This is a genomic window from Desulfovibrio oxyclinae DSM 11498, from assembly GCF_000375485.1.
Taxonomy (GTDB): domain Bacteria; phylum Desulfobacterota; class Desulfovibrionia; order Desulfovibrionales; family Desulfovibrionaceae; genus Pseudodesulfovibrio; species Pseudodesulfovibrio oxyclinae.
Genome location: NZ_AQXE01000003.1, coordinates 116,142 through 139,221, shown reverse-complemented (window position 1 = coordinate 139,221; position 23,080 = coordinate 116,142). Strand labels below are relative to the sequence as shown.

General features: G+C 58.6%; 24 protein-coding genes. 17 read left to right on the top strand and 7 right to left on the bottom strand.

Annotated features, from left to right (window positions below; translation table 11 throughout):
- Nucleotides 1-9: 9 nt before the first annotated feature.
- From ccsA to B149_RS0104700, 16 genes are all read left to right on the top strand, one after another.
- Complete coding sequence (ccsA, locus tag B149_RS0104775; protein WP_018124029.1) at nucleotides 10-675, top strand: cytochrome c biogenesis protein CcsA; 666 nt, start codon at nucleotides 10-12, stop codon at nucleotides 673-675.
- Nucleotides 676-691: 16 nt separating this feature from the next.
- Nucleotides 692-838 carry a CcmD family protein gene (locus B149_RS18245; RefSeq protein ID WP_018124028.1) on the top strand — a complete coding sequence of 49 codons (147 nt, stop codon included), beginning with the start codon at nucleotides 692-694 and terminating at the stop codon, nucleotides 836-838.
- Nucleotides 828-1,415 (top strand): tetratricopeptide repeat protein, encoded by a 588-nt coding sequence (locus B149_RS0104765; protein ID WP_018124027.1) that lies wholly within the window; start codon nucleotides 828-830, stop codon nucleotides 1,413-1,415. The genes B149_RS18245 and B149_RS0104765 overlap by 11 nt, the downstream gene beginning before the upstream one ends.
- A gap of 170 nt (nucleotides 1,416-1,585) precedes the next feature.
- A complete protein-coding gene (locus B149_RS0104760) occupies nucleotides 1,586-2,728 on the top strand; it encodes a branched-chain amino acid ABC transporter substrate-binding protein (RefSeq protein WP_018124026.1) in 1,143 nt (380 codons plus the stop codon).
- A gap of 79 nt (nucleotides 2,729-2,807) precedes the next feature.
- Complete coding sequence (locus B149_RS0104755) at nucleotides 2,808-3,707, top strand: branched-chain amino acid ABC transporter permease (protein ID WP_018124025.1); 900 nt, start codon at nucleotides 2,808-2,810, stop codon at nucleotides 3,705-3,707.
- A gap of 45 nt (nucleotides 3,708-3,752) precedes the next feature.
- The gene (locus B149_RS0104750) at nucleotides 3,753-5,048 is read left to right on the top strand and encodes an ABC transporter permease subunit (RefSeq protein ID WP_018124024.1); all 1,296 of its coding nucleotides are present in this window, start codon (nucleotides 3,753-3,755) and stop codon (nucleotides 5,046-5,048) included.
- Complete coding sequence (locus B149_RS0104745; protein WP_018124023.1) at nucleotides 5,041-5,832, top strand: ABC transporter ATP-binding protein; 792 nt, start codon at nucleotides 5,041-5,043, stop codon at nucleotides 5,830-5,832. Before B149_RS0104750 ends, B149_RS0104745 begins: the two co-directional genes overlap by 8 nt.
- A 1-nt stretch (nucleotide 5,833) precedes the next feature.
- Complete coding sequence (locus tag B149_RS0104740; RefSeq protein ID WP_018124022.1) at nucleotides 5,834-6,541, top strand: ABC transporter ATP-binding protein; 708 nt, start codon at nucleotides 5,834-5,836, stop codon at nucleotides 6,539-6,541.
- A 58-nt stretch (nucleotides 6,542-6,599) separates the two neighbouring features.
- Nucleotides 6,600-8,057: an IMP dehydrogenase gene (guaB, locus tag B149_RS0104735; protein WP_018124021.1), complete on the top strand. Its 1,458-nt coding sequence runs from the start codon at nucleotides 6,600-6,602 to the stop codon at nucleotides 8,055-8,057.
- A 52-nt stretch (nucleotides 8,058-8,109) separates the two neighbouring features.
- On the top strand, nucleotides 8,110-9,657 hold the full coding sequence (gene guaA, locus B149_RS0104730) for a glutamine-hydrolyzing GMP synthase (RefSeq protein WP_018124020.1): 1,548 nt from the start codon (nucleotides 8,110-8,112) through the stop codon (nucleotides 9,655-9,657).
- A gap of 19 nt (nucleotides 9,658-9,676) precedes the next feature.
- A complete protein-coding gene (gene tatB / locus B149_RS0104725) occupies nucleotides 9,677-10,030 on the top strand; it encodes a Sec-independent protein translocase protein TatB (RefSeq protein ID WP_018124019.1) in 354 nt (117 codons plus the stop codon).
- On the top strand, nucleotides 10,027-11,304 hold the full coding sequence (gene tatC / locus B149_RS17780) for a twin-arginine translocase subunit TatC (protein ID WP_018124018.1): 1,278 nt from the start codon (nucleotides 10,027-10,029) through the stop codon (nucleotides 11,302-11,304). The genes tatB and tatC overlap by 4 nt, the downstream gene beginning before the upstream one ends.
- 60 nt (nucleotides 11,305-11,364) lie before the next feature.
- Nucleotides 11,365-11,955 (top strand): imidazoleglycerol-phosphate dehydratase HisB, encoded by a 591-nt coding sequence (hisB, locus tag B149_RS0104715; protein ID WP_018124017.1) that lies wholly within the window; start codon nucleotides 11,365-11,367, stop codon nucleotides 11,953-11,955.
- The gene (locus B149_RS0104710) at nucleotides 11,952-12,605 is read left to right on the top strand and encodes a hypothetical protein (RefSeq protein WP_018124016.1); all 654 of its coding nucleotides are present in this window, start codon (nucleotides 11,952-11,954) and stop codon (nucleotides 12,603-12,605) included. Before hisB ends, B149_RS0104710 begins: the two co-directional genes overlap by 4 nt.
- The gene (gene hisA / locus B149_RS0104705) at nucleotides 12,602-13,333 is read left to right on the top strand and encodes a 1-(5-phosphoribosyl)-5-[(5-phosphoribosylamino)methylideneamino]imidazole-4-carboxamide isomerase (protein ID WP_018124015.1); all 732 of its coding nucleotides are present in this window, start codon (nucleotides 12,602-12,604) and stop codon (nucleotides 13,331-13,333) included. Before B149_RS0104710 ends, hisA begins: the two co-directional genes overlap by 4 nt.
- A 217-nt stretch (nucleotides 13,334-13,550) precedes the next feature.
- Nucleotides 13,551-14,036, top strand: coding sequence for a VOC family protein (locus B149_RS0104700; protein ID WP_018124014.1), 486 nt, complete (start codon nucleotides 13,551-13,553; stop codon nucleotides 14,034-14,036).
- A gap of 81 nt (nucleotides 14,037-14,117) precedes the next feature.
- Here the strand turns inward: B149_RS0104700 and B149_RS0104695 are convergent, their stop codons facing one another.
- From B149_RS0104695 to B149_RS0104660, 7 genes are all read right to left on the bottom strand, one after another.
- Complete coding sequence (locus B149_RS0104695) at nucleotides 14,118-14,468, bottom strand: DVU0772 family protein (RefSeq protein ID WP_018124013.1); 351 nt, start codon at nucleotides 14,466-14,468, stop codon at nucleotides 14,118-14,120.
- 205 nt (nucleotides 14,469-14,673) lie between these two features.
- Nucleotides 14,674-14,844 carry a hypothetical protein gene (locus tag B149_RS18680; protein WP_018124011.1) on the bottom strand — a complete coding sequence of 57 codons (171 nt, stop codon included), beginning with the start codon at nucleotides 14,842-14,844 and terminating at the stop codon, nucleotides 14,674-14,676.
- Nucleotides 14,845-14,944: 100 nt separating this feature from the next.
- Nucleotides 14,945-15,490 carry a Fe-S-containing hydro-lyase gene (locus B149_RS0104680; RefSeq protein ID WP_018124010.1) on the bottom strand — a complete coding sequence of 182 codons (546 nt, stop codon included), beginning with the start codon at nucleotides 15,488-15,490 and terminating at the stop codon, nucleotides 14,945-14,947.
- Nucleotides 15,490-16,329 (bottom strand): fumarate hydratase, encoded by an 840-nt coding sequence (locus B149_RS0104675; protein WP_018124009.1) that lies wholly within the window; start codon nucleotides 16,327-16,329, stop codon nucleotides 15,490-15,492. Before B149_RS0104675 ends, B149_RS0104680 begins: the two co-directional genes overlap by 1 nt.
- A gap of 60 nt (nucleotides 16,330-16,389) precedes the next feature.
- Nucleotides 16,390-17,127 carry a fumarate reductase iron-sulfur subunit gene (locus tag B149_RS0104670; protein ID WP_018124008.1) on the bottom strand — a complete coding sequence of 246 codons (738 nt, stop codon included), beginning with the start codon at nucleotides 17,125-17,127 and terminating at the stop codon, nucleotides 16,390-16,392.
- Nucleotides 17,128-17,130: 3 nt separating this feature from the next.
- Nucleotides 17,131-18,975, bottom strand: a complete 1,845-nt coding sequence (locus B149_RS0104665; RefSeq protein WP_018124007.1) for a fumarate reductase flavoprotein subunit — start codon at nucleotides 18,973-18,975, stop codon at nucleotides 17,131-17,133.
- Nucleotides 18,976-18,987: 12 nt separating this feature from the next.
- Nucleotides 18,988-19,644, bottom strand: coding sequence for a succinate dehydrogenase/fumarate reductase transmembrane subunit (locus tag B149_RS0104660; RefSeq protein ID WP_026167456.1), 657 nt, complete (start codon nucleotides 19,642-19,644; stop codon nucleotides 18,988-18,990).
- 305 nt (nucleotides 19,645-19,949) lie between these two features.
- Between B149_RS0104660 and B149_RS0104655 the strand changes: the two genes are divergently transcribed.
- Nucleotides 19,950-22,616 carry a M16 family metallopeptidase gene (locus B149_RS0104655; protein ID WP_018124005.1) on the top strand — a complete coding sequence of 889 codons (2,667 nt, stop codon included), beginning with the start codon at nucleotides 19,950-19,952 and terminating at the stop codon, nucleotides 22,614-22,616.
- Nucleotides 22,617-23,080: the final 464 nt, after the last annotated feature.

Here is a 23,080-nt window from a genome sequence, read left to right as displayed (position 1 = left end):
GGAGTTTTCATGAAGAGGACCGCTGTATTCGCATTTCTCGCCGGGGCATTTCTGCTGGCGCATCAGGCAATGATCTGGTTTTACGCACCTTATGCCCAGTCCGGCCCGGTCCAGAAGATTTTCTACATTCACCTGCCGTGCTCGTGGTGGGCGCTGGTCAGCTTTCTGACTGTGGCGCTGGCCGGACTTGGTTATTTGCTGACACGCAAGGACGCGTTTGATCGCGTGGCGGGAGCCGCCGCAGAGATCGGCGTCCTGCTTTGCACCCTCTCGCTGGCTACCGGATCGGTCTGGGCGCGCGCTGAGTGGGGGCATTGGTGGGTATGGGACCCCAAGCTTACCACCGCACTCATCATGTGGTACGTCTACGCTGGTTATCTGGTCCTGCGCGCCTCGCCTGTGGGCGGTGAACGAAAGGCTCTCGTCTGCGCCGTGCTCGGTATCGTGGCATTTCTGGATGTACCGCTTGTTTTCTTTGCGGCAAAACTTTGGGGCAGCGCGCATCCTGACGGGCTCGCTCGCGAGGGTGGCGGAATGGCACCCAAGATGTGGCACACCGTCTTCGCCGGGCTGATCGCCTTCGGATTCATGTGGCTGACTCTTCTGGGAGTCCGTATCAGACAGCTTGCCCTGCGGGCTCGCCTCGACGCGATGCTCGTATGGGATGATCAATAAGAACAAGGGAGGACCCATGTCCGCCGAAACGTATCTTTTCATTGCCAATGCCATGGTCTGGGCCGGAGTTGCGGGATATCTCGCTTTTCTGGCGGCCCGTTCCAACGCTCTGACGCGACGCGTCCGCCAACTCGAACTGATGGGAGAAGACGATGACGCTTGATTCCGTATTCGGCCGCAAGACGGTCCTGACAGTGAGTTTCGTGGTTCTGGCCGGGGTGTTTGCGGCCTCTGTGGGCTATCGTATGCTCAACCCCAAGCTGGAAAAACGCATGGAACGTCGCGGCGGAATGGCCCCGGGCATGACTGCAGGAATGCCTGCGGAGGACATGGCGGGGCTCAAGGCCACCATGAAGCTCCTTGAAGAAGAGCCCGAGAACTTCAAGGCCCTCAAGGAACTCGGAAGCGCCTTCATGATGATGCAGGCGTGGGAGCGTGCCGTTCCGTTTCTTGAACGCGCCAACAAAGTGCGTCCCGATGATCGTGAGGTGCTCATGAGTCTTGGCATCGTCCGTTTCCAGCAAAAGCGCTACCATGACGCCGCCGCCGTGTATGAAGGCCTTCTTGAGAAGCACCCGCAGGATGCGTTGGTGAACTTCAATCTGGGCATCATCTACAAGCATTTTCTGGACAAGCCCGACGCGGCTGCCGACCTGTTCCGCACTGCCATCCAGAATGCAGGGGACGATAAGGATATGGTCGAGCGCGCCACCAAGGAGCTTGAGAGCATAGGACACTAGCGATTTCAATGGGGTATTTGTTGACATACGAGGGAAACTCAATAAAAATGTAAACCTTAAGCACAATGCGGCCTCCGGAGCGTTCCGGCTGGCCGCTTTCAGCAAGGATGTCGGTGGGTTCGCGGCCCGCCCATGTCTTGTTGCACCAACTGTATTCAGGAGAGGATCTGATGAGAGGACACTGGAAGCTTTTCGCGCTGGTTGTCGCGCTCGTTGCGTTGTTTGCAACGGGTTGCGGCGAAGGTAAAAAGGAAGAGGCCGCCCAGGCCAAGAAACTCGTGCTCGGCGTTGCCGGAGCGCACAGCGGCGACCTCGCGTCTTACGGCCTGCCCACCGTGAACGCCGCCAAGCTCGTGGCCAAGAAGATCAATGCGGAGGGCGGTGTCCTCGGTATGCAGGTCGAGGTCATGGCTCAGGACGACCAGTGCAAGCCCGAAATGGCCACCAACGCGGCGACCAAGCTGCTGTCCGAGGACGTGAAGATCGTGCTCGGTCACATCTGCTCCGGCGCCACCAAGGCCGCTCTGGAAATTTACAAGGACGGCAACATCGTCTGCATGTCGCCTTCCGCCACCAACCCGCCGCTGACGCAGAGCGGCAACTACCCGAACTTCTTCCGCACCATCGCATCCGATGACGCCCAGGCCAGCCTGGAAGTCGATTTTGCCAAGAAGCTCGGCCTGAAGAACATTGCCGTCATCCACGACAAGGGTGACTACGGCAAGGGCTTCGCCTCCTTCTGCCAGCAGTTCATCGAAGAAGAGGACGGCATGAGCGTCGCCCTGTTCGAAGGCGTCACTCCCGGTGCCGTGGACTACTCTGCAGTTGTCCAGAAAATCAAAAATTCCGGCGCTGACGGCGTCATTTTTGGTGGCTACCACCCCGAAGCTTCCAAGATCGTCACTTCCATGCGCAAGAAGAACATCGAAGTTCCCTTCCTGTCCGACGACGGCGTGAAGGACGAAACCTTCATCAAGGTCGCCGGCGAATACGCCGAGGGCGTTTACGCCACCGGTCCCCGCGACATTTCCGGAAATCCGCTCTACAGCGTTGCCGAATCCGCCCACAAGGAAGAGTTCGGCAGCGATCCCGGCGCATTCTACTATCAGGCCTATGCAGCCGCTCAGGCACTGCTGAACGCCGTTGAGAAGGCCGGAGCCGTGGACTACGACAAGATCGTTGAAGCCCTGCGCACCGAGTACGTGGAAACCCCGCTCGGCAAGATCAAGTTCGACGACCGCGGCGATGCCGAAGGCGTCGGCTTTTCCATGTATCAGGTCAAGGATGGCCAGTACGTGGAAATCACCGAGTAGGGTGTTCGGCATAACGTAATCAACAGGGGGCAGGCCGAACGTCTGCCCCCTGATTGTGTAGCTTACGGATAGGAAACAGATGGAATATTTCCTTGAGATTTTCTTCGGCGGATTGACCCGGGGGAGCATCTACGCGCTTATCGCGCTCGGGTACACGATGGTCTACGGCATCATCGAGCTCATCAACTTCGCCCATGGCGAGATCTACATGATAGGCGCCTTCACCGGCCTTATTATCGCCGGGGTGCTGGGCGCGGCGGGCTTTCCCGTTCCCGCTATTCTGGTGCTGGCACTGTTGGCAGCGGTCATATATTCGGCCGCATACGGATTCACCATCGAGAAGATCGCATACAAACCGCTCCGCGGCGCCCAGCGGCTTTCTCCGCTGATATCCGCAATCGGCATGTCGATCTTCCTGCAGAACTACGTCATGCTGGCCCAGACCTCGGACTTTCTGCCGTTCCCCAGCCTGATCCCTGAATTTCACGTTCCCTGGATTGGACACATCATCAGCAGCGCGGAACTGGTTATCGTGCTGGTCACGGTGCTGGTCTGCATCGGGCTGACGATGTTCATCAAATTCACCAGACTGGGCAAGGCCATGCGCGCCACCGCGCAGAACCGCAAAATGGCCATGCTGGTGGGCATCAACGTGGACACCGTCATTTCGGCAACCTTCGTGGTTGGGTCCAGCCTTGCCGCCGTCGGCGGCGTGCTCATCGCCTCGCACATCGGGCAGATCAACTACTACATCGGCTTCATCGCGGGCATCAAGGCGTTCACCGCCGCAGTGCTTGGCGGCATCGGAAGCGTCCCGGGCGCCATGCTCGGCGCGCTCATCCTCGGGCAGACCGAGGCCTTTGCCACCGGTTACGTCTCCTCGGATTACGAGGACGTGTTCGCGTTCGCCCTCCTGGTGCTTATCCTGATTTTCCGCCCCGCCGGAATCATGGGTAAGGAGCCGGTGCAGAAAGTGTAACCAATCTGTCCCGCATTCGGGGCGCAAGCAATACAAGGAACTATCATGAGCAACACCGTAGTGGCTGAAAAGGGGACGCAGGGCGGACTCGCCTTCTTCTTCACAGCCGGTTGCGACAGCTTTGCCGAGTCGCTCAAAAAGTCCGTGCTGGCGGCTTTGTGGTTCATGTTTCTCACTTTCCCCATCATGGTCATCCGTGTGGATACCATTGAGAACACCATCGAATGGCGCTGGCTGAACCTCGCGCTGATCGGAATCGGAACGTTCGTTCTGTCCTTTCTCTGGCGCTGGATGCTGGCCCGCAAGGAACTCAACAAGGGTGCCGCGGCCAAGGAAAGCTCGCTTGAGCGGTCGCTTACGCTGGCAACCTCGATTCCGGCAGCCAAATGGACCCTGTTGGCCTGTGTCGCCGTGGTCGCGGTCGGTTTTCCGCACGTGGCCGGGATGTATCAGACGAACATCATGATCTCCTGCCTGACCTACATCGCACTCGGGCTTGGTCTGAACATCGTCGTGGGACTGGCCGGTCTGCTGGACCTCGGCTATGTGGCCTTCTACGCCGTGGGTGCCTACGCTTACGCGCTGGCCAACATGCACTGGGGCTTTGGTTTCTGGACCATCCTCCCGATCGGCGCGCTCTTGGGCACGTTGTTCGGCATCATGCTCGGTTTCCCGGTTTTGCGTCTTCGTGGCGACTATCTGGCCATCGTGACGCTTGGATTCGGGGAAATCATCAGGCTGGTGCTTGAGAACTGGGGAGACGTCACCATGGGCCCCAGCGGAATCGCCGGGATCGACCGGCCCACGTTCTTCGGCATCGAATTCGGCGTGATGAACTCCATCAATTATATGTATTACATCATGCTCGGTCTGATTGTGCTGACCATCTTCTGCGTGAACCGGCTCCAGAACTCCCGAATAGGACGTGCCTGGCTGGCTTTGCGAGAGGATGAAATAGCCTGTCAGGCCATGGGCATCGACAAGACAAAGACCAAGCTCATGGCCTTTGCCCTCGGCGCCACTTGGGCGGGCATGGCCGGTGTGGTCTTTGCTGCCAAAACCACGTTCATCAACCCGGCCAGCTTCACCTTTTGGGAGTCGGCCATCATCCTGTCCGTGGTCGTCATCGGCGGCATGGGTTCCATCCGGGGCGTCATCGCCGGTGCCATCATCCTGATTCTGGTCCCCGAGTATCTCCGGGCCTTCGCCGAGTTCCGCATGTTGATTTTCGGCGCCACCATGGTTCTGGTCATGGTCTTCAGGCCGCAGGGACTCATCCGTGCCAAGCGCAAGGTGTATAAATATGAAAAAGCGTCTGTAACGGGAGCGGCAAATGAGTGAAACCGTTCTCAATGTTAATGAAATATGCAAGGACTTCGGTGGTATCCGTGCTCTCGACGAGGTGAGCCTCACGGTGCACAATAAGGAGATCGCGGCGCTGATCGGTCCCAACGGGGCCGGGAAGACCACCTTCTTCAACTGCATTACCGGCATCTACACTCCCACCAGCGGGGATGTGCTGCTCAAGAGCAAGGAAGGGCAGGATCGCCGCGTGAACGGCATGAAGGCTAATCACGTCACCGAACTGGGCATGGCCCGAACCTTCCAGAACATCCGGCTTTTTCCGTCCATGACCACGTTGGAAAACGTCATGATCGGGACACATTGCCGCAGCAAGAGTGGTATTTGGGGTGCCATTTCCCGCAACCGCAAGAGCAGGAGCGAGGAAAACGAGGTCATCGAAAAAAGTTACCACCTTCTTGAGCTCGTGGGGCTGGAGCAGTACGCCAACGAGCTGGCCTGCAATCTTCCCTACGGCAAGCAGCGCAGGCTGGAGATCGCCCGCGCCATGGCCACTGACCCGTTCCTGCTGTTGCTCGACGAGCCCGCGGCGGGCATGAACCCGCAGGAAACGCTGGCCCTACAGGATCTTATCATCAAGCTGCGTGAGGAATACGACATGTCCATTCTGCTCATCGAGCACGACATGAAAATGGTCATGAGTGTTTCCGACAGCATTTTCGTTCTGGATTACGGCCGCCTCATCGCCAGCGGCAACGCCGAGGAAGTGAGCGAGAATCCCGCGGTCATCAAGGCGTATCTCGGGGAGGGCGAAGATGTCTAGAATGCTCGAACTCAAGAACGTCGATACCTATTATGGTAATATTCAGGCGCTGTACGACGTGAGCCTGCACATCGACCACACGGAAATCATCACGCTTATCGGCGCCAACGGTGCGGGGAAGTCCACTACGCTGATGACCATCTGCGGACTGCTCAAACCCCGTTCGGGCGATGTGATCTACGAAAACGAGTCCATCTCGGGCATGGCCACCAACAAGATTGTGGCCTCGGGCATTTCGCAGGTGCCGGAAGGGCGGTTGATCTTCCCGGAGTTGACCATCAAGGAAAACCTCGACATGGGGGCCTTCCTGCGCAACGACAAGGCCGGGATCGCCCGTGACGTGGAGTACTGCTACGACCTGTTCCCCATTCTTGCCGAGCGGCGGAATCAGCAGGGCGGCAACCTCTCCGGGGGGGAACAGCAGATGCTCGCCATCGCCCGCGCGCTCATGGCGCGGCCCAGATTGCTCCTGCTCGACGAGCCATCCATGGGCTTGGCACCTTTGATTGTTAAGCAAATATTTGAAATAATTAAGAAGATTAACAAAGAGTCAGGAACGACCATATTTCTGGTTGAACAGAACGCCAACCTTGCGTTAAAGATCGGCCACCGAGGTTACGTGATGGAAAACGGAAAGATCGTTTTGACAGACTCATGCGACAAGCTTCTTGCCAATGAGGATGTAAAGCGCGCATACCTCGGACTGTAAACGATACGAATGGCCGGACCGTGAGGTTCGGCCTTAAAACTATCCGGGGAGTTAAAACATGAGTAAGATTTTGGACAAGGCTTTGACGTTCGACGACGTTCTGCTGCTTCCGGCCTATTCGGAAGTCCTTCCCGACACCGTCGACGTGTCCACCCGGCTGACCCCGAGCATCAGCCTGAACATTCCGCTGATCTCCGCGGCGATGGACACGGTGACCGAATCGCGCATGGCCATCGCCATGGCGCGCCACGGTGGGGCAGGCGTCATTCACAAGAACTACTCCATTCGCGAGCAGGCCCGCGAAGTGGACCGCGTCAAGAAGTCCGAGTCCGGCATGATTCACGATCCCATCACCGTGCATCCCGATGACACGTTGGGCAAGGTCATGGACATCATGGCCGAGTACCGGATCTCCGGTCTCCCCGTCGTGCGTGGCGAGCACCTGGTGGGTATCATCACCAACCGCGACATCCGCTTCGTGACCGATATGAGCACCCTTGTCTCCGAGGTCATGACCAGCCGCGATCTGGTGACCGTTCAGGAAGGCATCGGACTGGACGAAGCCAAGCGTCACCTGCACCAGAACAGGATCGAAAAGCTCCTTGTGGTGGATGATGAGAACCGGCTCAAGGGGCTCATCACCATCAAGGACATCAACAAGGTCAAGAAGTACCCCATGGCCGTCAAGGATGAGCGCGGCCGCCTGTTGGTCGGAGCTGCCGTCGGCGTCGGCAAGGACTGCGAGGCCCGGGCCGAAGCGCTGTTGCGCGCCGGTGCCGACTTCCTCGTGCTGGACTCCGCGCACGGTCACTCCAAGAACATCCTCGACGCCGCCGCCATGCTGCGCTCCAATTTCCCGGACGCCCAGATCATCGGCGGCAACGTTGCCACCTACAGTGGCGCCAAGGCCCTCTTCGACGCCGGTGTGGACACCGTCAAGGTCGGCATCGGCCCCGGCTCCATCTGCACCACCCGCGTGGTGGCAGGTGTGGGCGTGCCGCAGATCACGGCCGTCATGGAAGCCTGCCGCGCCGCAGAGGAATGCGGCGGCTGCATCATCGCGGACGGCGGCATCAAGTTCTCTGGCGACATCGTCAAGGCGCTGGCCGTGGGAGCGGACACCTGCATGATGGGTTCCCTGTTTGCCGGTACCGAGGAGTCTCCGGGCGAAACGGTTCTGTATCAGGGACGTACCTACAAGACCTACCGCGGCATGGGCTCCATCGATGCCATGAAGCAGGGCAGCTCGGACCGTTACTTCCAGGATAAGTCTAAGAAACTTGTTCCGGAAGGTATCGTTGGCCGTGTCCCGTATCGCGGAGCGGTGGGTGAATCCGTTTACCAGCTGCTCGGCGGCATCCGCTCCGGCATGGGTTATACAGGCTGCAACTCCCTGAATGAATTGAAAGAAAAGGCTCAGCTCGTACGCATCTCCCCCGCGGGACTTCGTGAGTCCCACGTGCACGACGTGAGCATTACCAAGGAATCTCCCAACTATCGGGTTGAATCTTCCTAGGGTTACAGGGTAACCTGTCGCGTCAATCACTTCGACAAGAGATGGTATATACATGTTGAATCAAGACAAAGTAATCATTCTGGACTTCGGATCCCAGTTCACTCAGCTCATCGCGCGACGTATCCGCGAGGCTGGCGTGTACTCCGAAATCCACCCCTGCAATGTGGACCCGGAAAAGATCAAGGCGCTGAATCCGCAGGCCCTGATTCTCTCCGGCGGTCCTTCCAGCGTACTTGAGGGCGGCTGCCCTGATCTGCCGCCGGAGTACCTGGAGTGGGGGCTGCCCACCCTGGGCATCTGCTACGGAATGCAGCTTCTGGCCCACAAGATGGGCGGCAAGGTAGTTGCTTCCACCGACCGTGAATACGGTCGCGCAGACTTTTATGCCATGAACGAATGTCCGCTTTTCGAAGGCATCGAGAAGAAGGACAAGCTCACGGTATGGATGTCCCACGGCGACCGCGTCGAAGCCATCCCTCCGGGTTTCGAGCAGATGGGCCGCACCGAGTCCATCGACTTCGCCGCCATGGGCCATGTGGAGAAGAAGGTCTACGCCCTGCAGTTCCACCCCGAGGTTGCTCACACCGAGGAAGGCGCTCAGATCATCCAGAACTTCCTGTTCAAGGTTGCGAACCTGACCCCGTCCTGGTCCATGGCTTCCTTTGTGGAGACCTGCATCGAAGACCTTCGCAAGCAGGTGGGCGATTCCAAGGTCGTGCTCGGTCTCTCCGGCGGCATCGACTCCACTGTGGCCGCCGTGCTGCTGCACCGCGCCATCGGAAAGAATCTGCACTGCATCTTCGTTGACAACGGGCTGCTGCGGATGGGTGAGAAGCAGGAGGTCATCGGCTTCCTGGAAGAACACTTCGAGCTGAATGTCAAGTTCGTGGATGCCGCGGACGAGTTCCTCGGCAAGCTCGAAGGCGTTTCCGACCCCGAAGAAAAGCGCAAGATCATCGGCTACACCTTCATTGATGTTTTCGACCGTGAGGCCAAGGCCATCGACGGCGTCGAATACCTCGGACAGGGCACCCTGTACCCGGACGTCATCGAGTCCGAGTCCTTCAAGGGTCCCTCCGCAGTGATCAAGAGCCATCACAACGTGGGCGGCCTGCCTGAAAAGATGAACCTCAAGCTGGTCGAGCCACTGCGCGAACTGTTCAAGGACGAAGTCCGCCGCGCAGCCTACGAGCTGGGTATGCCGGATCACATCATCTGGCGTCATCCGTTCCCTGGTCCAGGCCTGTCCATTCGCGTCATCGGCGAGATCACCGAAGAACGCCTTGAGATTCTGCGCCTTGCCGACCGCATCGTGCAAAACGAACTGATGGCTTCCGACTGGTACCGGAAGGTCTGGCAGGGCTTCGCCGTGCTGTTGCCGCTCAAGACCGTCGGCGTCATGGGCGACGACCGCACTTACGAGCACGTCATCGCGCTTCGCGTGGTTGACAGCCTCGACGCCATGACCGCGGACTGGAGCCGTCTGCCCAGTGAACTGCTCGCTCGCATCTCCAATCGCATCATCAATGAAGTCAAGGGCGTCAACCGCGTCGTCCTGGACATCTCCTCCAAGCCGCCGAGCACCATCGAGTGGGAATAGGAAGGACAAGGATACTGTCATGTTCGGAATAGGCGGACCGGAACTGGTCATCATACTCGTCGTGGCCCTGATCGTGATCGGCCCCCAGAAGCTGCCGCAGATGATGCGCAGCCTCGGCAAAGGGCTGGCCGAATTCAAGCGCATGGGCAACGACGTGAAGAGTACGCTGGATATGGAAGTGGACCGGGCCGAAAGCGAAGCCCGCAAGCGCGAAGTGGACGCCGAACTGGCGCGCCGCAAGGAAGCCGCCAAGCAGGCCGAGGAAGAGCCCGTTTCCGCGGAAAAAGCTTCGACCGAAAGCGAACCTGCCACCGAAACCGCCTCTGCGCCCGGCCCGGAATCTTCCGGTGAAGGTGAGAAGGAGAAGGCATGAGTTCGGAAAAGGACGATGTCACTCCCGAATCCGGCGTGACGCCTGAAGATACTGATAAAAACACCCCGGAGGCCTCGGAAGAGGCCTCCGGCGGTGCTTCCCGCTCCACCCGTGAAAACGGAAACTCCGATTCCGGCGGCAATACATCCGCCAGCGAAGGGGCGGACATCGGCGACGGCGAGACGGAGCGCCAGCCCGAAGGGGATGGTTCTGAAAAAGCCGATGACCCTGACTTCGATCCGAGTCTTGACGAGGAATCGCAGGACGACGAGGACGAAGATGAGGAGGAAGCCAGCGGGCAGATGACGCTGCTGGAACACCTTGGGGAACTTCGGCAGCGCATGGTCCGCTGCGTGCTGGCCATCATCGTGGGTATGCTGGCCTGTTACGCTTTCGCGGAGCAGATGTTCGACATCCTCATGAAACCCATGAAGGAAGTCCTCAAAAAGGTTGCCGCCAAGCACATGGTGCTTCCGCTGGACTTCTTTACGAACCTTGAGACCTCGCTCGCACAGGCCCTCAAGGGAACAGATTTCAAATATTTCGAGAAACTTCCGGTCTTCGTGGAGGCCCTTCAGGATTCCATGAGCACTGTGATGGTGGGTGGACACTTTCAGTACACCTATCCTGCGGAAGCGTTTTTCTCGCACATCAAGATCGCCATTGTGGCGGGCATATTCCTCATGAGTCCTTATCTGTTTGCGCAGATATGGGGATTCATCGCTCCCGGTCTCTATTCGCATGAGCGCAAATACGTGGTGCCCATGGCCATCATCTCCGCCATGTTCTTCGTGGGTGGCGGCATGTTCGGCTATTTCGTGGTCTTCCCGTTCGGGTTCGACTTCTTCGCCAGCTTCGCCAGCACGGAAATCGCCTTCACGCCGAAGCTCAACGAGTATCTGAGCTTCTGTCTGAAACTACTGTTCGCGTTTGGCGTGGTTTTCGAGTTGCCATTGTTCATTTTCTTCCTTGCGCGGCTCGGAATCGTGAGTTCCCGTGGTTTGCGGAAGAAGCAGAAATACGCGGTGCTCGTCGCGTTCGTCATCTCCTCGATATTGACGCCGCCGGATCCGTTTACGCAGTGCCTCATGGCCGGACCGCTGATTATCCTGTACGAACTCGGTATTTGGGTGGCATATCTTTTCGGCAAGAACGAGAAGCGCCATCAGGAAAAGCTCGCCGAGGAAGCGGAAGCCGAGCAGGAAGAGCTGGAGGCAGCCGCGCGCATCGAAGATGCCGCGCTGACCGGGGATTCCGGGGAAAGCGGCAAGTAATATTCGCCACCCCTTTGCTTTTCCAGTGATTTTTTATACAGTCCCCGTAAAGGAGGAGCCGTGAGTACACGCGAAGCAGCCATAGCCCGCCGAACCAGAGAGACGGATATCAGTCTGAAACTCGTGGTGGACGGCTCGGGCCAAAACAGCATTTCCACCGGAGTCGGCTTTGCCGATCACATGCTGGATCTCATGTGCTTCTGGGGCGGATTCGATCTTGAACTGGAATGCAAAGGTGATCTGGAGATAGATTCGCATCACACGTTGGAAGATATCGCGCTCTGTCTTGGTCAGGCGTTGTCCGAGGCTCTGGGAGACAGGAAAGGCATCAATCGCGTAGGCTTCGCCAAGGTCCCCATGGACGAGGCGCTGGCCGAAGTGGTGATAGATCTTTCCGGAAGGCCGTATCTGGTGTTCGACGACGAGCTGCTCCCGGCAGTCATCGCGGGAGACGAGAAGGACGTCTGGCGCGAATTTTTCAAATCCTTCGCGCTGCGTGCCGGCATGAACCTGCATATCAAGCTGGAATACGGCAGAAACGGACATCATCTTCTGGAAGCCGTCTTCAAGGCGCTTGGCATGGCACTCGGCCATGCCGTCGTGCTAGGAAGAGAGGGCGTTTCCAGCACCAAGGGGAGTATTGACCGATGAGACGCATCATCAGAACACTGTTTTTCATGGCCGCTCTGGCGGCCCTCATGCTGACGGCGGCCTGCTCCGGCAAGCAGACTCCCGCAGTGGAGCGCCCGGTGGGCAAGCTCGCCGTGGCCTCCTTCACCAATCCCGTCTACACGTGGGAGCTTCTGGCCGGGTACATCCCTGTCGAGGAAGGACGGCATGTGGATGAGAAGGTTCTTCGGGATCTCGACGGCATCCTCTCTGGCGCTTTGGCCGAGCATGGTGTCACCGACTACATCCCCGCTGCCTCCACCCGCCAGTGTCAGGAAGTCGTGGTCATGGAGCAGGATTCCATGCCGCGCATGTCCGCATGGAAATACTGGAAGGGTGTCGGCAAATGCATGCAGGCCGATTATCTGCTTGTGCCGCAGGTGCTTCGCTGGGATGAGCGAGTGGGCAGCGACGCAGGAGTCGTGGAACCTGCCTCGGTGGTAATCGATCTTTTCCTCATCGACGTGAAGCAGGGTACCATGGTCCGCGCTCATTATGACGAAACGCAGGTGGCTCTGTCCGAAAATCTGCTGACCGCCAAGAAGTTCGTGGACCGCGGCGGCAAGTGGGTGACCGCAAAGCGGCTCGCCAAGGACGGCATCAGCGAAAAACTTCTGGAACTCGGTTTATGATTCTTTTTCCCGCAGTGGATATCAAGGACGGGCAGTGCGTACGCCTGTCGCAGGGCAAGGAAGACGAAGTCACCGTCTTTGGCAAGGATCCCGTGGCCATGGCACGTCACTGGCAGGAACAGGGGTGTCGCTATCTGCACGTTGTCGATCTGGACGGCGCGTTCTCGGGTCATCCCAGAAACTACGACCTTATCAAGAACATCTGTTCCGAACTGAACATTCCTGTGCAGCTTGGCGGCGGCATCCGTGATATCGCCACTGCCGAGAAATATATCGAAGCAGGCGTGAATCGACTCATCATCGGCACCATGGCCCTTGAGGAGCCAGAGCTTTTCGCGCAACTGTGCGAGGCTCTGCCCGGTCGAATCGGTGTTTCTCTGGATGCGGTGGACGGCCACCTCAAGACCAAGGGCTGGGTTGAAGATTCCGGCCAGATGATTTTCGACGTGTTGCCGCGCATGAAGGAAAACGGCGTGGCATTCATCGTTTACACCGACATCGCCCGCGATGGAATGCAGACAGGTGTGAACCTTGAAGCGCTGGAGAAGCTCTGCGATGCGACGACCATTCCCGTTGTTGCGGCAGGTGGAGTGCATACCCTTCAGGACATCAAGGACCTGTATCCCCTTTACAAGAAGGGACTTCAGGGGGCGATCTCAGGCCGGGCCATCTACACCGGCAGCTTGAACGTCCGTGAGGCTGAAGGGTGGATTGCCCAGCAAAAGTAGTCATCACCATTCATGGCGACTTAGGACCGGCAGCATTGCGCTGTCGGTCTTTTTTGTCGCGAAGAGACGAAGGGCTTTGATAGAGCTGGGCTGCGTCGTATCGGGATGTCGTTTCGTGTAGCCCATTACATAAACTGAAAGGACATTTGCGAAGACTAAGCCCTAATGCTGCCAACCGTGTTCTTTTTTGCTATGAGTCGTCAAAAAGGAGTTAATAATGGCTATTCGATATGAAGGCGCAGTGCTTTTTGTCTCAGACATTGAGGTCTCCCGTCGATTTTACGAGCAGGTGATGGGGCAGAAATTGGTGGAGGATCATGGGCCGCATCTCGTTTTCGAATCAGGCTTCTTTCTGTGGCAGGCAGATCATGCCCGGTCGGTCATTCATGGTAATGAAGAGAAAAAATCGCACAGGCTCGGGCAGGACAATCTTGAACTCTATTTTGAATCCGAGGACTTGGACGGCGCCTGGGAAGCCATAAACCGACATGGTGTCAGTCCGGTTCATGAAACGGTGGAGCACCCGTGGGGACAGCGCGCCTTTCGGATCTATGATCCTGACGGCCATGTCATTGAGGTCGGCGAACCGTTGGCGGTACAAGTCAAAAGATTGCACGGCCAGGGGCTTGGCGTGGAAGAGATAGCCAAGCGGAACACCATTCCGATTGATTTCGTGAAGCGTGTTTTGAAAGAGGAAGAGTAGTTCCAAATGAGAAAGGACCGGCCCGATGCCGGTCCTTTCCAGGGGACAGAGGTGACGTATAGAGGAGAGTCTTGTCTGTTTCTATTGCAAGTGGCCCATTTCCGCTTCAAGCCATGCCCTGATTTCCGCATTGGGTGCGTAAACACCCTTCAGGTGGCCGATTTCGTCAAGAAAGCGCTTTGCCAGTTCATCGGGCAGTTCCACTTCAGCGAGTTCACGCGCTTCTTCCGAGTTTCTTCTTACCAGAATCGCTCTGGGGTTGTCGTCCCAGGCGTAGACCACGAAATATGTGCTGTAATCCGCCTTGGAGCGGACCGGCTGATGCTCGGCGTGCCAGGAGTTGTTCCCCCACTCCAGGTACATGGTTACGGCATCTTCCGGGGTCATGTTCCAGTCGATGTCGATGTGCTTGTAATCACGAAGGCTTCCCATATTTCCTCCTTGGATCGTTGTCTTGATCTTGATAGTAATAATAACGATTACTAAAAAAGAGTCAAGAGCAAAATGAAAACTCCTTCGGCAATCTTGCAGATTGTCCGAAGGAGTTCCTTGATCTGCGTCAAGACGATGTAATCAAACGTCTTGCGCACTCATTTTCGGGAGGTCCGGAAACCGGAGACCCGATGTGGGCCGGAAACTATTCCTTGTCCGGAGACCAGTTCGGGTCGTGGTATTTTTCCGGATTGTAGACTCGCCAGTCGCGGCCGTCTTCGTACTTCTCATCCGCACCCGGAAAAGGGACGAAGAGGCGGCTGCTCTCGTTCTGGCTACATTGGCAGGTGTGTTTCTGCTCTTTGTCTTGTCCCATGACGCAAACCCCTCAAAGTAGTGGTGTTTTTGTCCGGAACCCCGTAGGAGAACCGGGGGCGGCAGTATCGCCGCCAGCCCCCTCTGTGCTCCTTTTGCCCTTAGGTGTCAAGAACCGGTTTGGCGTAAAGTTCGCCGCCGTGGGCGTCGTTTATCACCAAGAGCGGGAAATCCTTTACCTTCAGTGCGCGAATTGCCTCAGGCCCCAGTTCCTCGAATGCGATGACCTCAGCGGCCTCGATGCTGTTGGACAAAAGCGCCCCTGCACCACCGGTTGCGCCGAAGTAGACGCCGGTATGCTCCTGCATGGCCGTCTTCACTTCGTCGTTGCGCTTGCCCTTGCCGATGGTGGCCTTCAGCCCCAGCGCATGCAGACGCGGAGCGTAGGTATCCATGCGGTAGCTCGTGGTCGGCCCTGCGGAGCCGATGGGGCGACCCGGGGGAGCCGGGCTGGGACCGACATAGTAAATAGCTGCGCCGTTAAGATCGAAGGGCAGGTCCTTGCCTTCATCCAGCAGTTCAAAGAGTTTCTTGTGGGCCGCGTCACGGGCAGTGTAGATGGTGCCGCTCAGAAAAACGACATCGCCTGCGCGCAGTTTGTCCACCGCGTCGTCGGTCAGGGGCATTTCGAGTTTGTATTCGGCCATTACAGTTCAACCTCCTCGTGCCGCTGAGAATGACACTGCACGTTGACCGCCACCGGGAGGCTGGCGATATGGCAGGGCTCCACGGCCATCTTCACGCCGAGCACGGTGGTCTTGCCGCCAAGCCCCATGGGGCCGATGCCGAGTTTGTTCAGCTCCTGCTCAAGTTCCTTTTCCATATCGGCGATCTTCGGGTCCGGATGCGTATCGTCCAGTTTGCGAAGCAGTGCGCGTTTGGCGATCTTGGCGGAATGGTCGAAGGTTCCGCCGATGCCTACGCCGATGACCGTTGGCGGGCAAGGGTTCGGCCCGGCTTCGGCCACGCGGTTGACGATGAATTTCTTGATGCCTTCCCAGCCCTGCGCCGGGGCCAGCATGGTTACGCGGCTCATGTTTTCGCTGCCGCCGCCCTTGGCCATGTAGGCGATCCTGAGACTGTCCCCCGGAACAACGTCGAAATGAATGACCGCCGGAGTCGCATCGCCCGTGTTCTTGCGGGTGAACGGATCGCAGGCGGATTTCCTGAGGTAGCCGTCGCCGTAACCCTTGCGGACGCCTTCATTGATGGCCTTGCGCAGTCCGGGGCCAGTTACTTTAACGTCTTCGCCGACCTCTACGTAAAACACCGCAAGGCCGCAGTCCTGACACAACGGCAGCCTGGTGTCGTTGGAGATGTCGGCATTCTCCAGCAACTGGCGGAGCACCTCCTTGGCCGCGGGGGAGTCCTCTTCGGCCATGGCCTGTTCGAATTTGTTGCGAACGTCGGCGGGCAGCTCGGTGTTGGCCTTCATGCACATCCCGGCCACGGCTTCGATGACGTCCGATGCCTGTATCTCTCGCATGATTTCTCCTTGTTGTGAAAAAGAGCCGGGGAGCACGCTCCCCGGCTCGTCGGAACCTGTCTATTTCCTGAAAAGTGTCTTGATGGCGGTGATGCCCATCTTCCGCCGCAGAAAGCCCAGCTGGTTCTGAAGGGGAAGGTGCTTGGGGCAGACATCCTCGCAAGCCAGAAGGCCCATGCAGCCGAAGATGCCTTCGTCATTGCCGATTATCTCGTAGTAGTCGCGCTCGGTGCGCTGGTCGCGCGGGTCGATCAGGAAACGGCCTATGCGGTTCAGGGCCACGGCACCCATGAAGTCTTCGCGAAGTCGCGCGGTTCCGCATGCGGAGACGCAGCAGCCGCATTCGATGCAGCGGTCCAGCTCGTAGATGTTCTCGGCCACTTCGTTGTCCATGCGGTCCTCAAGGGCGTTTTCGTCGAAGACCTTGGTGGTGTGAATCCACGACTCAGTCTTGTGATACATCTCTCGGAACCATGTGCCGGTGTCCACCGAGAGGTCGCCCACAAGCTTGAAGACAGGCAGGGGGAGCAGGGTGATTTCGCCGGGCAGGTCGCGGGTCTTGGTGTGACACGCAAGGCCGGGGCGGCCGTTGATGACCATGCCGCATGCTCCGCAAATACCGGCGCGGCAGCAGAAGTCGAACTGCAGCGAGGCATCCTGCTCTTCGCGGATGCGGTTCAGGGCGATGAATAGGGTCAGGGCCTCGGTCTCTTCGAGGACGAATTCGTCCATGTGCGGCACCGAGGCTTCGTCCTGAGGGGTGTAGCGGAATATGTTGAATTTGAGCAGTCTCGACATGAATCAGCCCTCCTTGCCTTTGCTGTCGTCCGAGGAGATGACCGCCATCTTGCCGTAACCGCGGTCGCCCGGCGGAATCTCCGTCACTTGGGTGGCGGGCTCGTATTGGAGTGTCGGCAGCATGTCGTCGGGGTTCTTCCAGTAGGCCAGCGTGCGCACGAGCCAGTCGCGGTCGTTGCGGGCGGGGAAATCCTCACGGTTGTGCGAGCCTCGCGATTCGGTGCGTTTCAGCGCGCCGTATGCCACCATGAGGGCCATTTTTACCTGACCTTCAAGCTTCAGCGCTGCCGCAAGTTCGGGGCTGGCCCCCTTGCCGTTGGTGCGAAGGCCCACTGTGCGGGCACGTTCAAGCACCTTTTGCAAGGTATCAACACATTCCTCAAGCCCTTCCTGCGTACGGAAGATGTTGGCACCCTTGTGAAGGGCCTGCTGCATGTCGGCGCGGACCTTGTAGACGCTTTCCGTTCCCTTGCGCCCGCTCACGAGGTCGTCGATGCGCTGCTTTTGCGCTGCATATGTTTCGTCGATGATGCGGGAGTTGAACAGAACCTCCGTGCCCTCCATATATTCCACGATCTTGCGACCCACGATGCCACCCGCGACCACGGTCTCGGCCAGTGAATTGCCGCCGAGGCGGTTGAAGCCGTGCATGTCCCAGCAGGCCGCCTCGCCCGCGGCGAACAGTCCCTTGAGTCCGTAGGCCGCGCCGTCCTTGTTGGTGCGTACGCCGCCCATGGAGTAATGCTGCGTCGGCCGGACCGGGATGAGTTGATGGATGGGATCGATGCCCAGAAAGCCCGTGCATATCTCGTAGACTTCCCTGAGCTTGCCGGTGATATGTTTCTCGCCCAGATGTCTGATGTCGAGCCAGAGGTGGTCGCCGTACGAACTCTTGACGCCGAATCCTTCGCGCATGTGGTGGGTCATCCAGCGCGAGACCACGTCGCGGGAGGCCAGCTCGGCCTTTTCCGGTTCATAGGTGTGCATGAACCGTTCTTCGTTCACGTCGAGCAGGGTGCCACCGTCGCCCCGGCAACCCTCGGTCACGAGGATATCCGTGGGAACGATGCCCGTGGGGTGAAATTGGACGGCTTCCATGTTGCCCATGGGCACGATGCCGGTATCCAGCACCGCTGTATGTGCCGAGCCGTCGCAGATCACGGCGTTGGTGGTATTGGGATAGATTCGCCCGAACCCGCCCGACGCCACCATGGTAGCCTTGGCGATGTAGGTGATCAGTTCACCGGTGCGCAGGCTGCGGGCCACGACCCCGAAGCAGGTTTCGCCGTCGTGGATGAGGGAGATGGCCTCGGTCTTGTCGTGAACTTCCACGCCGTGCTGGGCGCAGACGTTGTCCACGGTGAAGAGGACCGCGTGCCCGGTGCCGTCGGAAACGTAGCAGGTCCGCCATTTGGCGGTACCGCCGAAGGCGCGGGAAGTGATGAGGCCCGCGTTTTCTTCCTTTTCAACCTTTTCGAACTGCTGTCCGCCCTTGAAATAGGTGGACTTGCCGGGCACCACACGGTTCCACGGCACGCCCCAGTGCGCGAGCTGGCGCATCTCGATGGGGGCGCGTTCGGCAAAGAGTCGGGCCACCTCCTGATCGCAGCCCCAGTCCGAGCCTTTGACCGTGTCCTCGAAATGGACGTCGGGACAGTCCCCGTCGCCCATGCAGGAATTGCCAAGGCCCGCCTGCATCCCGCCCTGAGCGGCGGAAGAGTGCGAGCGCCGGGCCGGGACGATGCTCAGGCAGATGGTGGAGTGTCCCGCAGTGGCGGCCTCAATGGCGGCGCGCTCTCCGGCGAGTCCTGCGCCGATGACCAGTACGTCGGTGTAAATCGTCTGCATGGCGTGTCTCCGTTATTGGGGAATGTCGAGGAACATGAATCTGAGCAGGGTCACGAAGCCGATGATGATGAACGCCAGCGTGAGCAGGTTTTCACGTTTCTTGAAGATGCCCCGCCCGTTGCTCTTGATGAAACCCCATTTTACGCCGATGCGGTAGAAGCCGATGCCCACGTGCAACTCAACCAGGGGCAGCAGCACGAGGTAGAAGACGAACCAGAAGCCTTCCTGGATGCGGGCAGCGCTTTTCGCGGCGGTGATCGGCAGGTCGGTGAGGACCACCCACATGTGGATGGCGCCCATGATGAGAATGATCATGGCGGAGACGGCCTGGACGATCCACATCCAGGTGTCGCCATGGCGCATCATGCGAGCGTGGGACCAGATGGTTTTTTGGCCTTCAAGATGAAACGGCAGCTTGCGCGCTGCCAGCACGAAGTGGGCAAGAAAGAGTAGAAATACGAGCGGGCCACCGACCTGAGCCATGCCCGTGGACTCGAAAAAGTGTGCGATGGCGTTCATCCATTCCGGGCTGACCACCACGCTGGCCACCAGCACCATGTGCGCCCACATGAAGAGGATGAGCCCAGCACCGGAAAGCATCTGCATCCAGTCGAGAAGCCCGTCCAGCCGCGAGGACCGCCCGGGCATCAGGCTAGATTCTACTGACATCGACTTCCTCCGAATTGAAGTTTCCAAACGCAAAACCGACCGCAGTCCAGTATCCCGGTAGTCTTGTCGGTTCGTCAGGCGTTTGTCAACGCCGCCCGGTCGGTAATGTGCTGAAACACCTTGCTTTGAACCTGCCCAAAACGTACTGTATTCCGCACTTTGAATACGGGCGCTCTTCATTGATGAGACCGCCTTGCACTGAGGAGAGGAATGATTACTATAAGCCGATACGGTCGGTCCCGGACCGACGTCACGAAATTCATATCCAGCCCGGAGCACAGCCGGGCTCTCACCGGAGTAAGCATATGTTCAGAATACTCGTTTTGCTGGGAGGGCTGCTGATGGCCCTGACCGGATGCGCACCGCATAATGCGGCCACGGCCGCGGATATCCCGAACCCCGTACACGAGAACCCGGACCAGACACGCATCGTGAAGCTCAAAAACGGGCTCACCGTGCTGGTGAAACAGGATGACCGTTTTCCGCTGGTGAACGTGCGCCTGTATGTTCAGGCCGGTTCTTCCTACGAAAACCCCGAAATTGCGGGCATCAGCCACCTGCTGGAACACATGGTCTTCAAGGGAACCGAAAAGCGTGGTCCCGGAGAAACCGCCATGGCCGTAGAGTCCGTCGGCGGTAACCTCAACGCTGCCACAAGTTTCGATTATACCTATTATTACGCCGAAGTGCCGGATCGCCACTGGGCGCTGGCCATGGACGTGGTACAGGATCTGGCCTTCAACGCCGAGATCGACCCGCAGGAGCTTGAAAACGAGCGCGACGTGGTGCTCTCTGAACTGTCGCAGGGCGAGGACAATCCCGGCAGTCGCATTTTCAAGACCCTGCAAGCACAGATATGGAACGGAACCAGTTACCAGTGGCCCATCATCGGCTACCGCGACACGGTTTCCTCCATCACCGCCAAGGAGATTCACCAATACATCGACCGGCTGTACCAGCCGCAGTCCATGCTGCTGTGCGTAGTCGGCAACGTGAATCCCGACGAGATCGTGGCAGAGGCCGACCGGCTGTTCGGGTCCCTCAGGAACACCCGCGAGGTGGTGCCGCCCGAGCCGTTCGGCATTTCCGAAGTGGGCAACGGCCCCACAGTGACCGCCATCCCGGGCAAGTGGAACAAGGTTTACCTCGGCGCGGCGTTCCCCATCCCGAACCTGCGCTCCGCGGAAATGGCCGGGCTGGATATGCTCAGTCATCTGCTGGCCGGTGACGACACCGCACGTCTCTATCGCAAGTTCAAATATGAAATGAACCTCGTGGACAGCATCTCCATGTCTCCGCTTTCCCTCGAACGCGGCGGGATGCTCTACGTCATGGCAACCCTCGACCAAGACAAGGTTGACGAGTTCTGGCCCGCGCTGCTGAATGAATTCGAAAGCTTTGACCCTTCCGTGTTCACTGAGCGCGAAATCGAGCGCGCACGCCTGAATATCAGTGACTCCATGTTCCTCGCCAAGGAAACCCTTGGCGGACTCGCCAGCAAGATTGGCTATTTCCAGTTCTTTGAAGGTGGCGAGCAGGCAGAAAAGAATTACCTTTTCGATCTCGAACACGTCGATCGTTCCGAAATGGGTCAGCTGTTCGACAAGTATGTGCGTCCCGACAGGCTTTCCGCCTGCGTGCTGACCCCCGAAGGGAGCGATCTGACCGCGGAAGCACTGGAAACACAAGTGACCAAGACCTGGGACGGCAAGGCGACCGCCGCGGCCGAGTCCGCAAAGCAGAGCGTGACCGAGGAAACCGTGATCGAGTTGCCCGGCGACTCCAAGCTGGTGCTCATCCCCGACGAAACGCTTCCCTACACCGCAATGAGCCTTTACTGGCGCGGCGGCGACTCCCTTATAGAAGAAAACGAGCAGGGCCTTCCCGCGCTCGCGGCCAAGGCGTTGACACGCGGCACTTCCAGACTCACCAATACCGAACTGGAAGATTTCATGTCTGACCGCGCCGCCAGCATGGGCGCAACCTCCGGACGGACCATCTTCGCCTTCGACGCCAAGTTTCCCACCCGTTTCACCGAAGAGCTGCTCCCGGTCATCGGACAGACGCTCACCGAGCCCGCCTTCCGCCCCGAAGAAGTGGACCGCTCCCGAATGGACCAGATATCCGAGATCAAGCGGCGCGAAGACCGACCCATGGGTCTCATGTTCCGCCACCTGTTTCCGCTCCTCTTCAAGGGCGGCCCTTATGGATATCTGCATGACGGAACCGTGGACATCCTCACCGAACTGACCCGCAAGCAGGCCTGGAACTATTGGCATCAGCAGTCCAAGCGCCCGTTTGTCATGTCTGTCAGCGGCGACTTTGATCGCGAATCCATCGAAGCCTTCGCCAAGGGCCTTGCCGAAACGCTGGCCCCGGAACCGGATCCTACAGAATACGGCGCTCCCGTCTGGCGTGAAGAGCACGAAAAGACCCTGAATCTGCCCGACAGGAATCAGGCCCATCTGTTGCTGACCTTCCCCGTGCCCGGTAAGCTCGACGCCGAAGCCACTGCCGAACTCACTGTACTCAAGTCCGTACTCTCCGGTCAGAGCGGTCTGCTCTTCCGCGACCTGCGCGACAAGCAAGGCCTTGCCTACACCGTCACCGCGCTGCTCTGGCAGGCCGACGAAGCAGGCATCCTCGGCTTCTACATCGGCACCAGCCCTGAAAAAGTGGAGCAGTCCATGGACGGCTTCAAGAAGGTGGCAGAAGACCTCAAGAAGAACCTGCTGCCCGAAAACGAGATAGTGCGAGCCCGCAATATCATTGAAGGCGACTACTATCAGGACAAGCAGACCCTGCTCTCACGCTCACGCGAAGCCGCCGGACTCATGGTTCGAGGGCTTCCCCGTGACTACGAGGCCAAGCTCATCGAACTGGCTACCAAGGTCACGCCTGAAGATATTCGCGAAATCGCCCGCAAGTATCTTGATCCCGAAGAGGCCTATCTGATGAAGGTCATGCCGTAAGACGGAAACCCTGTACGATAAGGCAAAGCGCATCGCCTCAAGGCGATGCGCTTTTTTTGTGCGGGGCCTCCGGCGGGCAGGGGCGTTGCCCCTGCACCCCACCAAAGGGGCGGGCCCCCTTTGGAATCCCTGTTTTGTCAGCGGGGTTGCAGCTAGCTGGGGCCATGCGACCGCAAAATTCGCGTCCTAGCTGCAACCACGCTGACGGGGATTTGGGGGCTGTGGGGCTTGGCTAATGAACTCCGTTAGCAGAGTTCAGCTAAAACAGGACGCTCTCAGTTCACACATTTCCATTCGGAACTTCACACTTCCGCCAACAAGAATCGCAGTAATGCCGATTGAGGCATTGAGGCTCTTCTGACCGGTCACGCTGGTCCGGTGATGCCTGTGGTCACAGATGTTATGCCCGGAGCAGTGACCGTGTCATAGAGCCTCTCGCCGAGAGCGGCGGCGTATTCTAACAG

What these genes read in the sequence shown, in the direction of transcription:
- ccsA (WP_018124029.1), top strand. Translation starts at nt 10, where the DNA reads ATGAAGAGGACCGCTGTATTCGCATTTCTCGCCGGGGCATTTCTGCTG.
- B149_RS18245 (WP_018124028.1), top strand. Translation starts at nt 692, where the DNA reads ATGTCCGCCGAAACGTATCTTTTCATTGCCAATGCCATGGTCTGGGCC.
- B149_RS0104765 (WP_018124027.1), top strand. Translation starts at nt 828, where the DNA reads ATGACGCTTGATTCCGTATTCGGCCGCAAGACGGTCCTGACAGTGAGT.
- B149_RS0104760 (WP_018124026.1), top strand. Translation starts at nt 1,586, where the DNA reads ATGAGAGGACACTGGAAGCTTTTCGCGCTGGTTGTCGCGCTCGTTGCG.
- B149_RS0104755 (WP_018124025.1), top strand. Translation starts at nt 2,808, where the DNA reads ATGGAATATTTCCTTGAGATTTTCTTCGGCGGATTGACCCGGGGGAGC.
- B149_RS0104750 (WP_018124024.1), top strand. Translation starts at nt 3,753, where the DNA reads ATGAGCAACACCGTAGTGGCTGAAAAGGGGACGCAGGGCGGACTCGCC.
- B149_RS0104745 (WP_018124023.1), top strand. Translation starts at nt 5,041, where the DNA reads ATGAGTGAAACCGTTCTCAATGTTAATGAAATATGCAAGGACTTCGGT.
- B149_RS0104740 (WP_018124022.1), top strand. Translation starts at nt 5,834, where the DNA reads ATGCTCGAACTCAAGAACGTCGATACCTATTATGGTAATATTCAGGCG.
- guaB (WP_018124021.1), top strand. Translation starts at nt 6,600, where the DNA reads ATGAGTAAGATTTTGGACAAGGCTTTGACGTTCGACGACGTTCTGCTG.
- guaA (WP_018124020.1), top strand. Translation starts at nt 8,110, where the DNA reads ATGTTGAATCAAGACAAAGTAATCATTCTGGACTTCGGATCCCAGTTC.
- tatB (WP_018124019.1), top strand. Translation starts at nt 9,677, where the DNA reads ATGTTCGGAATAGGCGGACCGGAACTGGTCATCATACTCGTCGTGGCC.
- tatC (WP_018124018.1), top strand. Translation starts at nt 10,027, where the DNA reads ATGAGTTCGGAAAAGGACGATGTCACTCCCGAATCCGGCGTGACGCCT.
- B149_RS0104710 (WP_018124016.1), top strand. Translation starts at nt 11,952, where the DNA reads ATGAGACGCATCATCAGAACACTGTTTTTCATGGCCGCTCTGGCGGCC.
- hisA (WP_018124015.1), top strand. Translation starts at nt 12,602, where the DNA reads ATGATTCTTTTTCCCGCAGTGGATATCAAGGACGGGCAGTGCGTACGC.
- B149_RS0104700 (WP_018124014.1), top strand. Translation starts at nt 13,551, where the DNA reads ATGGCTATTCGATATGAAGGCGCAGTGCTTTTTGTCTCAGACATTGAG.
- B149_RS0104695 (WP_018124013.1), bottom strand. Translation starts at nt 14,468, where the DNA reads ATGGGAAGCCTTCGTGATTACAAGCACATCGACATCGACTGGAACATG.
- B149_RS18680 (WP_018124011.1), bottom strand. Translation starts at nt 14,844, where the DNA reads ATGGGACAAGACAAAGAGCAGAAACACACCTGCCAATGTAGCCAGAAC.
- B149_RS0104680 (WP_018124010.1), bottom strand. Translation starts at nt 15,490, where the DNA reads ATGGCCGAATACAAACTCGAAATGCCCCTGACCGACGACGCGGTGGAC.
- B149_RS0104675 (WP_018124009.1), bottom strand. Translation starts at nt 16,329, where the DNA reads ATGCGAGAGATACAGGCATCGGACGTCATCGAAGCCGTGGCCGGGATG.
- B149_RS0104670 (WP_018124008.1), bottom strand. Translation starts at nt 17,127, where the DNA reads ATGTCGAGACTGCTCAAATTCAACATATTCCGCTACACCCCTCAGGAC.
- B149_RS0104665 (WP_018124007.1), bottom strand. Translation starts at nt 18,975, where the DNA reads ATGCAGACGATTTACACCGACGTACTGGTCATCGGCGCAGGACTCGCC.
- B149_RS0104660 (WP_026167456.1), bottom strand. Translation starts at nt 19,644, where the DNA reads ATGTCAGTAGAATCTAGCCTGATGCCCGGGCGGTCCTCGCGGCTGGAC.
- B149_RS0104655 (WP_018124005.1), top strand. Translation starts at nt 19,950, where the DNA reads ATGTTCAGAATACTCGTTTTGCTGGGAGGGCTGCTGATGGCCCTGACC.